This window comes from uncultured Mobiluncus sp., from assembly GCF_947254095.1.
Classification (GTDB): Bacteria; Actinomycetota; Actinomycetes; order Actinomycetales; family Actinomycetaceae; genus Mobiluncus.
In genome coordinates, this window is the sequence record NZ_CAMYBV010000008.1 from 33,496 (window position 1) to 45,714 (window position 12,219).

A 12,219-nucleotide genomic window follows, 5' to 3' on the forward strand; every position below is an offset into this window, starting at 1 on the left:
ACCCCGCCTTAAGAATTCAGCAGGGCTGGAATCCGCGCCATCATGTCCTCGGTGGTGGTGACCAGGGTTTGCAGCATCCAGTAGCCCGTGATGTACAGGGCAATCCCCACGGCGACTGTCTTTGGCACGAAAGTCAGGGTAACTTCTTGGATTTGGGTGATGGACTGGAACAGTGAAATCAGAAAGCCCACGACCAGGGAGGTAATCAAAATGGGTGCCGCCAGCTTGGCCCCCATCAGCATGGCGGTCAACGCGAGGTCCAAAACAGCGGAGGAGTTCATCGGTACGTTCCTATCAAGGTCTTGGTCAACAAGCCCCATCCGTCAACCATGACAAACAATAGAACCTTGAATGGCATGGAAACCATCACCGGAGGAAGCATCATCATACCCATACTCATGAGGGCGGCGCCCACGACCAGGTCAATGACCAGGAAGGGGATGAACACGACAAACCCGATGATGAAAGCGGAACGAACTTCGGAAATCATAAACGCCGGCACCAGCGTGGTGAAAGGGGTTTCTTCCAGGCTAGGCGGGTTGGGGCGATCCGCAGCGCGAGTCATCAGGGCGATGTCCTCCTCGCGGGTCAGCGGTCCCATGAACTCGCGCACCGGCTTTTCCGCAAGTTTGAACATGTCCTGCACTTGAATCTTGCCGTCCATGTAAGGCTGCACCGCATCTTGCCAGATAGACGTGATGGTGGGGCTCATGATGAACAGGGATAGGAATATCGCCAATCCGGAAATGACCTGAGTCGGCGGAATCTGGTTCAACCCCATCGCGTTTCGCGCCATCGCCAAAACGATGAAAATCTTAGTGAAGGACGTCATCATCAGCAGCAGTGACGGCGCTATCGAAAGCACGGTAATCAGCAGGAACACCAGGACGGCGGTGGAGGGTGCTTTATCCCAGCCGTTGACATTAAGTTGAATCCCGGGCTTTTCTGGATTGACCGGGGCGTTCGGGTCATTGGGACCGATGATGTCTCCCGGATTCGGTAACGGGTCGGTTTGTCCCGGTTGGATTCCAGTAGAATTCACAAGGGCGGGTTGTCCTGGTTGACTAAACGCGGGGGCTGCCGACTGGCTCGCGGGCGACACGGCCGAAACGGTCAGCGCCGCGGGTTCGGCTGAGGCGTGAGGGATGGAAAAATTAATGGCAAACACCGCGATGACCGCCAGGAACCAAGCCAGCTGCAGACGCAGACGAGCCACGCGCTGTTCCGGGCTCAGCTCCCGATGTTTCAGGCCGAATCCAAAGCGAGAGCTACGGGCGCGGTTTTCCCGGTTTTCCCGCTCGAGGCTGGCGGCATCGACAGGTCCACGCCCAGGAACGAGGGTGTCCACAGTAAAATCGGGGGGCAGGGTGAACGTGACACCCAAGCGTTCCCAGTGAGCGGCGCTGGTGCGATACTGCTCACGAACTGCCTGCCGGAAAGCGGCTTGACGCCGCGCTTGACGTGCCTGGCGCGCCCGCGCATAGGCTTGAAAGTCCGCCACCGAAGCGGCGTGTTGAGCCAGCAGCACGTCATTCATGCGGATTCACCGCCTGAGCTGCAGGCTTCGAGTTTCCAGCGGCGGGGGGCTGCGGTGCGGCGCTAGTTTTTGCGCTTTCCCCAGACCCGGACTGGGCTGATTTTGCGGGGGCTGCCGGTGCTTTCGCAGCCGGTTTCCGCGGCCCTTTAGCGCCGAACTCAGCGGCAATCTGAGCCGCGAGAGCATCCATCTGTTCCTCAGTGACCTGGGATTTCGGCTTGGCTTTGGTCGGTGAAGGGGCGGGCGGGGTGGGCGTGGCAGGCCGGCTCTGCACCGCGGAACGAGTCTGCACCGCGGGTTTGCTCTGCGCTCCGAGACGACCCCCGGCAGCGGAACTCGCCGGTTCCGGCGAGGGGCGCGAACCTCTCTCGACCCGCTTCGTAGCGCGAGCCAACAGCTCCCCAAAAGGCCTGGTTACCGGCTGATTAGCACGCTCTTGAAACGCCTCGGCGGCAGCGCTCAACTCCGCAGACATTTCTTCGGTGTCATAAATCTCGGCGATAGGAGTGACGGCAGAATCTCCCGCCCCCACCAGGAACATCCGCCCGCCAATCTCGATGAGGGCGACTTGGGAAACTCGAGACAGCTGCAGACGAGACACCAAACGCAAGCCCGGACCCTCGTAATCACCGAGGTTGGTGCGCTTAAACCAACGCCACAGCAACCACATCAGCAGGAAAACGACCACGATTCCCACGATGAACCGCAGGAAAACCATCATGGGATTCTCGGCGGGCTGGCCCGTAAGCGGCACGGCCGGGGTGGAAACGTCGGCGGCAGGGGAACTCGGCGTGGGGCTCCCCGCGGGGGTACTCGAGGTGGAGGCCGGAGTGGGGCCGACCAGTTTCGTATTACCGGTCGGGCTGGGGGTGGTCGGGTCTGAGGTTCCAGAGGCGCTCAGAGCAGCGGCAAAGCTATTGAGGCGAACGTAACCGAGCGTTGCCCACGCCGCACCGGTCTGTAAAACGCCCAGCAAGCTCACCGCACACCCCTTTCCGACTGATTCAACCCACTAGGCCTGGCTCTGATTCTGTTGGTCGGCCAGAGACACAATCTCAGTAATACGGATACCGTATTCTTCGTCAACCACGACAATCTCACCGCGAGCAATCAAGCGGCCATTCACCATCACGTCAGCAGCTGAACCGGCGGAACGATCCAACTCGATAACAGAGCCGGGGGACAAATCCAGCACATCGTGCACCGCCAGTTTCGTTCGCCCGATTTCCGCCGTCAAGGTCATCTCAACGTCATAGAGCAGTTTCATCGACTCGGCACGTTGTTCCGGAGTGGCGGTGGCCTGGGTAATCGGACCCTCCGGGGCGGCCTGGGTTTCATCCTCATCGGCGGTTTCCTGAACCGGAGCCGGACGCACCGCTAACCAGCCCTGTACCGTTCCGTCAGCCTCCAAGGTGACCTTGGTCCAGTCCTCGCTGTCCAGCAGGTCATCCACCGTTCCCTCAGTGGTGTTCTCCATGACTCCGGTCCCCAGGGAGGAAGCCGCCGCCTCCAAAGCCGGCAGCAAAGCCTGAGTTTGGGTCATCCCTTCCGCGCCCTCTAAAGCTTCCGCAATAATCGAGGACGCCACCAAACACACTTGCACAGATTCCTCGGCTGAGAGAGTCGTGACTACCGCTGGAGAATCAGCACTCGGCATCGGGTCGCCCGGCTCCCACGAAGAGGCCGAAAGCTCAGTTGTCGAGGGTAACAGGGGGATAACCGCCTGAGCAGCATCCAGTACCTGGTTCGGGGTCACGCTCATTTCTTTTCTCCTTTGTTAACTGAAACCACCATCGCCGCTAGACGCGACCCGGAAGTTCCTGCAGCCGTTTCCGCCAGAATCAAATCCCCAACCACCATATCCAGTGGACGGGAAGTCGGGTGTATCAAGGGCAAAGTATCGCCGATAGCCAAACCATCAAGTTCGCGCGGATTGACCTTTCGCGGGGTGAAACGCACCGACACCCCAATCGGCACGTCTTCTAAAGTGTCCACCAGATGCTGACGGACCGCAGCCGCCTCCGCCTTTTGCTGCTCGGTACGAGTGTCATGCACATCGCCCTGATGAATCGCGTCCGTAATCATCGACACCGGCATCATAATGGAGCAATTGTCCTGATGCTCCCCGGCAGTCAAAGTAATCGGAGCAAACAGCACCGGGGTGGATCCGTCAACGACCTGCACAAACTGGGGAGCGTACTCGATGGTACGGAACTGGCTGCCCAAAGGCAGCATCGATTGAAAAGCCGTATCAAGGTCGGAAAGCACCCGCTTGAGGAAGTCAATCAGGACCGAAACCTCCACCTCGGTCAGTTCCCGGTCCGGGGTAGACTCGACGTCTCCGGTTCCGCCCAGCAGGTGATCGACCCAAGCCAGAGCGGTTTGGCGGGGGAATTGCAGGATTCCTTTGTTGCGTCCCCCTTGGAAATCAATAATCACCATCAGGGTCTGGGTCGGCAGGGTCTGGATGTAATCGTCATAAGACCGCATCGAAAGATCCCCAACCTCACCGGTTATCACCACGTGCAGGCGACCTACCAGCTGATTGACCCAATGTCGGGTGAATGCTTCCAAAGCCATTTCCATAATGCGCGCGTATTCGCGGGGAAGCTTCATCGGTTTACTAAAGTCGTAAACTCTCGCATCCACGTCGGTTTGAACGGTACTTGTCTTTGCCATCGTTTCCCATTTTATCTAGGTCAACCGTTAGATTTTCGGGTTTTCCTGCGTTGTTAGTAAGAATCGCCTTTGGTTCCAGGGGCTTCGCCAGGCAGCCTCGGGGCTTTACTGATAAGCAAACGTGGTGAACTGAACCGTTACCACGTGTCCGTCGTAAGGCGGGATAGGGCTCTTATTCAGCTCGGCGGTGTATTTCTTTTGCAGCTCCTGCATCGCGCCGGGCTTGTCCAAATCGGCCTTTTTCATGCCCTTGAACAGCCGTAACGCGGCGTCACGAGCGGGGGATGGATCGATGTCCGAGCTGCCCTCGCCCTCCGGCTTGACCTCTTCATCAAAATAAATCGTGGCCGCAAACGACATATAGCCATCGTCGAGGTTGATACTCAGTGGCTCCCCAGTCGACACCGACAGCTCGCCCATCACCAAAGTTTTCTTGGTCTCTGCAGGTTTCGGAGCATCATTGCCGCCTCCCCCAAGGACACCAAGCAGTTTCAGCACCAGGAACACACCCACCGCTAGAACGGCCAGAATCACCACAATCAGGACGATAATCAGAATCTTTTTCTTGCCGCCGCCCTTCTTTCCCGGTTCCGCACCGGCTGGAGGCGCGGTCGGGGGCGCAGCCGGTTTAGCGGCCACCGGGGCCGGTTTCGCTGCGGTGCCTCCCGCTGGTTTCGCTCCAACTCCGACTGGCATATTTCCTCCCTAAGGTCCAGACCATTGTGGCCGGTTCCAATCTGTATTTAGAATCGGACCGCGTCAGGGACATTCAAATCACCTGCACCGGGACGATTCGTATTATCCTTCTCCTACGTTACCTATAAAGTCCTGCTCTCGGGGCGGCTTGACCTCAAAAATCCAGCTTTTCCAACGTCACCGCTCGACCAGCTCACCGAGTCTAACCCGCACTGCCGCCCTGGGCGCCTTCCGGGGGTGCCGGCGCCACAGACGGGGCAATCGCCGGAGCTTCGGGAGAGATATTCCCTTGTGGCCCGCCCGCCAGTTGTTTAGCCGCATCAGGCAGCAAGGCGCGGACAGAATCCTTAGCGGTTGACATGATCACAATATCCACACGTCTGTTGAAAGCCCAGGCATCCTGACCGGGCGTAGCCTCAGTCTGGTGATCGGCTCCATAAGAAATGGAACGCAGTTTCGTCCCGGGCACCCCGTCGTCCTTGAGAGCAATCAGAACCTCAATCGCACGAGCTGAAGCCAGGTGATAGTTCGAGGGGAATTTCGCGCTGAAAATTGGCCGCGGGTCGGCATAGCCTTCGATGGCAATGCTTTCTTCCAAAGACATCAGAGTCGGAGTAATCGCTCTCAGCACTTCCCGCGCGGTGGGCTGTACGGTCGCGTCCCCGGTTTTGAAATAGGTGTCGTTAGCAACCATGCCCAACACCAGACCCTTGTCGGTAATCCGCATCGCCAGGGAGCCTTCCTTGCCGGCCGTCTTTAATTGTTCCTCAACCTGGTTCTTAATGGAGTTCAGGTGACTGGCTTCCTTCATGGCCTGGATACGTTCGGGCTGCGATTCAGGATTTTGGTTCAGGTTCCCCATCATGGTCCCCAGCTGCACCGCCGAGGTGGAACCGGCCAAAATCCCCAACCCCCCATCAGTTTTGAGCGGATTGGTGACCTGAATGGTGGAGTTAAAACCAGCCGCCAAAGACGTGCGCAGCTTGGCCAACTTGCCCTGATCAACCTGAGAAATCGCGTACAACACCAGGAACAGGCACATCATGACGGTAATCATGTCCAGATAGGACACTGCCCAACGTTCTGTGTTGTCAGGTTCCGGACATTCATGCTTACGTTTGGCCACGGTAGGTGCCTCCTCTCAGTGTGTTACGGGAAATCGGTTTTCTGGTCACAAGTCGGGGTTAGGCGGCTTTCTCGCCCTTTTCGGTCTTTAACTGGTTCGGCGGAATCAGCGAGCGCAGACGTTCGCCAACCTGACGCGGGTTCGCCCCGGACTGCAGACTGATGAGCCCCTCCGTGACGATTTCCATCCGCGCCAGCTCCAGACCGGAAATCCTCTCCATACGTGAGGAAATAGGCAACCAAATCATGTTGGCACTCATCAGACCCCACAGGGTAGCCACGAACGCCGAAGCAATCAACGGGCCCAAAGTCTCGGGCTCGGACAACTGCGTCAACACGTGAACCAAAGAAATCACGGTACCGATAATGCCGATAGTCGGGGCATAACCGCCGGCCTGTTTAAAGAATCCATAAGCGGATTTGTCTGACTGCTTGCGGGCCTCAATCTTATCTGTCAGCATGGAACGCAAATCTTCCGGATCCATACCGTCGATGGCGGCCATGAGCCCCTCACGCATGAACGGATCCTCAATGCCTTTCGCGGCATCTTCCAAAGCCAGCAAACCTTCACGGCGGGCCTTTTCAGACAGCGACACAATGGTGTCAATTGCGTCGGTAGCATCGGGAACCTTGGCGGTAAAGGCTTTCGGAACCTGGCCAAAAGCATAGAGAAAATCTCTCATGGTGAAAGACGCCATCGTTGCCAGGATGGTTCCGCCGAACACCAGAATCATCGGAGGGGGCAACAGAATGCTCGTAATCTCGGCACCCTCCATGTACAGCATGGCGACCACTGCCGAGAGCGCGCCAACAATGCCAACTATTGATGCGGGATCCATACTCAGTCCTCCGAATCTTGCTTAATGTTCACCACGGTCAGCCTCGCCGCGGGAGCCGAAGTCCGGGAATCTTCTTGGATGAGTTCCTCCACCCGAGCCAGTAGGCGGGCGCGGTCCTCACGAATCAGTTCGATGACTTCGGTCACGGTTTGGGAAACCACGTAGCGAGTAGCGTCCACCATGACGATAATCGTGTCAGGCGTGGACTCGACGCGCTCAATCAGGTCAGGATTCAGGACAAAGTCCGACCCGCCCAAGCGTGTCAACGCAATCATGGCTCCTCCTCTGCGTGGTTTTCCTTAACTTCGGTGCTTTTTCTGAAATTGAAAGGCTTTTAGGGATTTTTCAAGGATCTTTTCGGGATTTTTCACCCCGTGTTCAGTCCTGGTTTACCCCTGTTTTAGCGCTTCATGTTCACCAGTTCCTGCAGGATTTCGTCCGAGGTCGTGATGACACGGCTGTTTGCCTGGAAACCGCGCTGGGAGAGAATCAGGTTCGTGAACTCGGCGGCCAGGTCGACGTTCGACATTTCGATGGCGCCGCCCGTCATAAAGCCTCGGGGACCAGTGCCTGCTTCCCCAATCTGGGGCTGCCCGGAGTTACCCGCTTCCACAAAGTAGGAGCTGCCGGCCTTTTCCAATCCCAGCGGATTAGCAAACGAGGCTAAGGCGACCTTCGCCAAGGCTCGAGAATCCCCGTTTGAGAACGTCCCGCGAATGGTCCCGTCCGATTCAATGGAAAACCCGGTCATAGTCCCGGCAGAGTTACCGTCGATAGTGTCATGAGCAGCGCTGTTGACTCCTGCGTAACCCGTAACAGCAGAGAGATCCAGAGTGGTTTTGGCCTGAGCTACCTTGTCATTTTCAACTGTAACAGCCTTCGTATCGGGATTCACGTTAACCTGTCGAATTTGGAACTGTAGCCCTTTGAGCGCAGCTTTTGACGCTTCATCCAGAGTTCCGTCCGACTTGAAATCAACTGTCAACGATCCTTCATTGATTTTTTCCCCTGCATTAGCCGTCTGTTCATTCCCATCTGCATCAATGTACTTGACCTCAGTACCTTCAAAGTCGATACGCGCACCTCCTTCGTCTAGGCCTTTTTCTTGCTCGGCCGGTTTACCGTCAAGAGCCTTGTAGGCATCCGCATCATAAGCAGTTAGTTTCCACTTCGGTTTCACACCTGGAGCCGCATAATCAGGACGGCTAAACTTTAACAGGACGTTATGTGGATTGCCCTTATCATCAAAGACCCGCAAAATTTCCGTTTTGATGAACGCATCACCCGATTCGTTCCTAACTTGGTCAGCCGGCAGGTTTCCTGCGTAAGTGATTTTCTTGGTGGGATTAGCCTCGAAAGTTGCGGTCAGAGGCAAAGTAATGTTCTTTGTGGCCCCCGCCACTTCAACTTTGCCCTTTTCATCCGCCATCCAGCCTTGGACGAAAGAGCCATCCGCCGCCACCATTTGTCCTTGAGCGTCCAAACCGAAAGATCCGTTGCGAGTATAAACCTGGGTGCCGTTAGCTTTCTTAAGAACATAGAACCCATCACCGTTAATCATGGTGTCCAGGTTACGGCCCGTCATCTGGGCCGCGCCGCCGGTGAAGTTTTGGGTAATGGACTGGAGTTTCACACCCAAACCGACCTGTGCGGGGTTCATACCGCCTTGCTCATTGAGTTTCGGGGCTGCCCCGGTACGCACCAGCTGGCTGAACGTGTCCTCAAAACGAGTCGACGCGCTCTTAAACCCGGTGGTGTTGACGTTAGCAATGTTGTTGGAAGTCACATCGAGCATGGTCTGGTGGACACTCAAGCCCGAGATGCCGGTAAATAGTGAACGTAACATTTTCTCTTTCCTTTGCTCTATGAAGCCGCGGGGGCTGGAGTGTTGTTTTCTTCATTAGTGGTCTGTGCAGCCGGGGCGGGAGTGGCTCCCGTCTGGCTCGGGGTGGTTCCAGTGGCGGTTCCCGAAGCCGCCGGCGTGTTCTTGGGTTCGGTGGCCGCCCCTGTCTTTTGGCCCTCTTTGACGGCATCCTTGATGGCCTTATCCAAAGGCGTATCGTCAGTCGGGTCGGCGATACCGAGGATGTCGGTCATCTCGACCTTTTTGTTACCGATGTGGGCCAACACCTTGCCGTCCGCGAGGAACTCGACAGCTTCAATCTTGCCGGCGGTGGTCACGGCGTTGCCTTCGGCATCAATGGCGTCATACACGGCGGTCTTACCGACCATGGTCGTGCCTTGGGCGCGCTGCTGAGCCTCAAAAGACTTCTTGGAGGCCTCGGTCATCTGAATCATCTGTTCCATGTTCGTCATGGTCGAGGTCTGTTCCAACAGCTTCGCGGTATCCATCGGCTCGGTGGGATCCTGGTACTTCAACGTCGCCAACAGCAGCTTCATGAAGTCGTCCTTGCCCAGCTTGCCGGGGTTTTCTTTCGTTTCGGCCGCCTTGTCAGTTTTCTGTCCCTGGTTCATTTTCTTAAGGAACAGGGCTTCTTTTTCGGCCTCAGTCATTTCCTTGGTGGTGGCGAGGGTTTTTGCTTCCTCTTTTGCCTTGGCGTTCGCCCCGATTGTGTAGTTATCCACAATCGGATTGGCGCCGGCGCTTACTGCATCAACTGGCATTATCTTCTCCTCACAATCACGCGAACATATCCACCGAACCGTCAGTGCCGTCCTTCAGGACGTCACCCACTTTCGGCTGGGTCACGACGTCTTCTGGTTCTGTTTCGGATCCATCCGTTCTGGCTGCGCCTGCCTGGCCAGCCTGACCGGTTCCCCTCTCGGAAGAACCGGTTCCCGCGCCCGTAAACTGGGCAAACTCTTGAGCGTTTTCCGCCAAATCCAAATCCGCCTGCAACCCGGTGGATGCCAGGTCGCGGCGCAAGTCACTCAGGGCTTGGCGCAGCTGCTCGCGCGCCGCTTCCGAAGCCCCCAACAGCTGCAGATGCACGGTGCCGTCAGCGTGGAAGTTCGCCGCCACCCGCACCGGCCCGAAAGTCTCGGGGTTGATGGCTAACTTCAACTGATGCTGACCCTGACCCAGAACTTTCAACCGCGACAGCTGGTGTTGCATCTGATCAAAGAGCTGCTGGCTCAAGTTTGGGGCATAAGTCGGCGCGGCCTGAGCCACCGGATTCGGGGTAGACACAGACGGAGCGGCAGCCGGCGCGGCGGAAGCCACGGGAGTGGTCTGGGCAGAAGTGCCAGACACGCCGCTCACCGCGGAACTACTCGCGTTAGACGCTCCCGCAGCAGTGGCATTCGCGCTGTTCCCAGCCGTTTGCCCAGCCACCGCTACAGCTTCGGCCAAAATCGTTGGCTGCTCGGTTGCTTCGGGTGTCACCGGAGCTGTGGCCTCCGGTTTTGCCGGAATCAGTGACGGGGCTTTCCCGGATTTCAGCTGGGCGGCGATATCTGCCCCGTCTATGGGTTTTTCTGCCTGCTGGGCCTCACCCGGGGCAACGTGAGTCTCCGGGATGTCCGGGGCGGTCTCGGGTTGCACCAAAGCCGATTCCCCGGTTTCAGGCGCCGTATCTGGTGTTTCCATAGCTGGCTCTGGGGTCTGCACCGCGGTTTCCTCCGGGGTGAGGGGAGCGGCGGATTCCTCCGGGATAACTGCCGCAGCAGCTGCAGCGGTCCCAGTCAGCTCCTCCACAATCTCCGCGCCCATCTCGGTTTGCCCAGCAATCGCGGCATTCGCAGCAGCGTCGGTGTCGAGAGTGGTTTCCGAAGTTTGTTTGGCCTCAGCCGAGTCCGTGGCATCATTAGCCGGTTTATCTGCCGTTTTCGCTTTATCGGCAGGATCCTTTGCAGAGCTCTGATCCTTTGCCTCGACTTTTTCGGGACGCTCCGGACGCTCCGGACGTTCCGAACGCTGGGGACGTTCCGGCCTGCCGGGCTTGTCGGCCCGAAAATTGTCCGGTTGACCAGCGGCATCACGACGGGTACTGGACGGACGCACCGATACCACCGGTTCTGGAGTCCCGACGCGAGACGGCTTTGGTGCAGCAGGGCGGTAATCACGAGCCGGGTCGGGGTAGTTTTCCCCTCCGCGCGCCGCGCCCTCAACGGGAGTGCGGGCCTCGGTCGCCAACGCACTCATGAGCGACTCAAAAGCGGTGGTGTCGGCTGCTTTCGCGCCCTGCGAAGCCATTTGCGCGGCTATCGCCGCCGCGTTCGTGTTCTTAATATCAATCATGTCACACCCCCAAAGATGAACGTAAAGCGCCCAGCGCGCTCAAAGACGAAGCCGTATTGCTCAAGCTCGCGTTGGCTCCCATCGTGCCCTGGTTGCCTGCCAAAGCTCCCAAGCCGCCAGCCGCGTTGGAGCCGTACAGGGAGGAGCCGCCCAGGAATTGGCTGAGCAGCGTCGAGCTGTAAGAGTTATTCGAGTTGGCGGTTCCCATCAGGGACGCCAGCGGATTCGTACCCGCAGCGCCCGCCCCCGCTCCTGACAGGGCTCCCACCAGGGCGGCAGCCAGGTCTGCGGACGGATTGCCCGGATTTGCCGTACCCCGGTTCGCTGCTCCTGGCACGGCATTATTCTGAGTCAAAGCCGCGTTGCCCAGGGCTCCCAGCAAACTCACCAAGCCTGCCCCCACCGCATCAGCCGAGGGCGCCACCGCGCTGCCGTGGTTTTGGGTCGCCGGATTTTCACGCACCGCATTAGCAGCCGCGGGCCTGGCAGCACCTGAGGCTGCCGGCATCACCCGAGACGCCGCTTTTGCGGCAGCATTAGCGGCGGGAAGAGCGTTACCCGTGGGAACGGCCGCCCCCGGAGCATCTCCCGCGGAACGCATGACGCGACGAATGGTCACAATCGGACCCAAGTCAGAGACATTGGCTTCCGTCACGGTCTTGCCCGGACGCGGAGCGTGAATCGCCTTGCCGTTGCCGACATAAACCGCCACATGCCCGGAGTTACGCAGAATCAACAAATCGCCGGGTTTGGCATTCTTAATGCCGTCCACTTCCACCCCGGAGTGCTGCTGATCATAAGTGACTCGCGGCAGCGTTACGCCGACTTCCCGCGCGGCAGTCTGGACCAATCCGGAACAGTCCAAACCGGTTTTAGGGTTGGTGCCGCCCCACACGTAAGGTACCCCGATATAGGACCGGACCTTTTCCACAAAGGCTTCAGCAGTCCCCGGGACTCCTTGGACTTCCCCCTTGCCGGAGGTTCGGGTGGGAGTGGCCTTGTTAGCCGCAGAAATTTGACTGGCCAGCATAGTGCTGAAGTTTCCTGAGGTCCCGGAAGTTTTAGACGCAGAATTCGCGGCCCCGCTCTCGGTCACAGAGACCGGAGGACGGCCGTGATTATTCAACGCGTTAATCATGTCT

At 58.1% G+C, this 12,219-nt stretch carries 13 protein-coding genes; all 13 read right to left on the reverse strand.

Annotated features, from left to right (window positions below; genetic code table 11):
- Nucleotides 1-8 precede the first annotated feature (8 nt).
- A complete protein-coding gene (locus Q0X47_RS04065) occupies nt 9-281 on the reverse strand; it encodes a flagellar biosynthetic protein FliQ (protein ID WP_296182551.1) in 273 nt (90 codons plus the stop codon).
- Complete coding sequence (gene fliP / locus Q0X47_RS04070) at nt 278-1,537, reverse strand: flagellar type III secretion system pore protein FliP (protein WP_297723163.1); 1,260 nt, start codon at nt 1,535-1,537, stop codon at nt 278-280. Before fliP ends, Q0X47_RS04065 begins: the two co-directional genes overlap by 4 nt.
- Nucleotides 1,530-2,519 (reverse strand): flagellar biosynthetic protein FliO, encoded by a 990-nt coding sequence (locus Q0X47_RS04075; RefSeq protein WP_297723165.1) that lies wholly within the window; start codon nt 2,517-2,519, stop codon nt 1,530-1,532. The genes fliP and Q0X47_RS04075 overlap by 8 nt, the downstream gene beginning before the upstream one ends.
- A gap of 30 nt (nt 2,520-2,549) precedes the next feature.
- The gene (fliN, locus tag Q0X47_RS04080) at nt 2,550-3,299 is read right to left on the reverse strand and encodes a flagellar motor switch protein FliN (RefSeq protein ID WP_297723167.1); all 750 of its coding nucleotides are present in this window, start codon (nt 3,297-3,299) and stop codon (nt 2,550-2,552) included.
- Nucleotides 3,296-4,216 (reverse strand): flagellar motor switch protein FliM, encoded by a 921-nt coding sequence (locus tag Q0X47_RS04085; RefSeq protein WP_297723169.1) that lies wholly within the window; start codon nt 4,214-4,216, stop codon nt 3,296-3,298. The genes fliN and Q0X47_RS04085 overlap by 4 nt, the downstream gene beginning before the upstream one ends.
- A gap of 105 nt (nt 4,217-4,321) precedes the next feature.
- Entirely contained in the window at nt 4,322-4,912 is a 591-nt protein-coding gene (locus tag Q0X47_RS04090) for a flagellar basal body-associated FliL family protein (protein WP_297723171.1), read from the reverse strand.
- Nucleotides 4,913-5,114: 202 nt separating this feature from the next.
- Complete coding sequence (locus Q0X47_RS04095) at nt 5,115-6,038, reverse strand: flagellar motor protein MotB (RefSeq protein WP_297723172.1); 924 nt, start codon at nt 6,036-6,038, stop codon at nt 5,115-5,117.
- 58 nt (nt 6,039-6,096) lie between these two features.
- On the reverse strand, nt 6,097-6,876 hold the full coding sequence (locus Q0X47_RS04100; protein ID WP_297723174.1) for a motility protein A: 780 nt from the start codon (nt 6,874-6,876) through the stop codon (nt 6,097-6,099).
- 2 nt (nt 6,877-6,878) lie between these two features.
- Complete coding sequence (locus tag Q0X47_RS04105; RefSeq protein ID WP_297723176.1) at nt 6,879-7,151, reverse strand: flagellar FlbD family protein; 273 nt, start codon at nt 7,149-7,151, stop codon at nt 6,879-6,881.
- A 125-nt stretch (nt 7,152-7,276) separates the two neighbouring features.
- On the reverse strand, nt 7,277-8,722 hold the full coding sequence (locus tag Q0X47_RS04110) for a flagellar hook protein FlgE (protein WP_297723178.1): 1,446 nt from the start codon (nt 8,720-8,722) through the stop codon (nt 7,277-7,279).
- 17 nt (nt 8,723-8,739) lie between these two features.
- Nucleotides 8,740-9,501, reverse strand: a complete 762-nt coding sequence (locus tag Q0X47_RS04115; protein WP_297723180.1) for a flagellar hook assembly protein FlgD — start codon at nt 9,499-9,501, stop codon at nt 8,740-8,742.
- 16 nt (nt 9,502-9,517) lie between these two features.
- Entirely contained in the window at nt 9,518-11,077 is a 1,560-nt protein-coding gene (locus Q0X47_RS04120) for a flagellar hook-length control protein FliK (protein WP_297723183.1), read from the reverse strand.
- Between the two features lies 1 nt (nt 11,078).
- On the reverse strand, nt 11,079-12,215 hold the full coding sequence (locus Q0X47_RS04125) for a C40 family peptidase (RefSeq protein ID WP_297723185.1): 1,137 nt from the start codon (nt 12,213-12,215) through the stop codon (nt 11,079-11,081).
- Between the last annotated feature and the right edge of the window lie 4 nt (nt 12,216-12,219).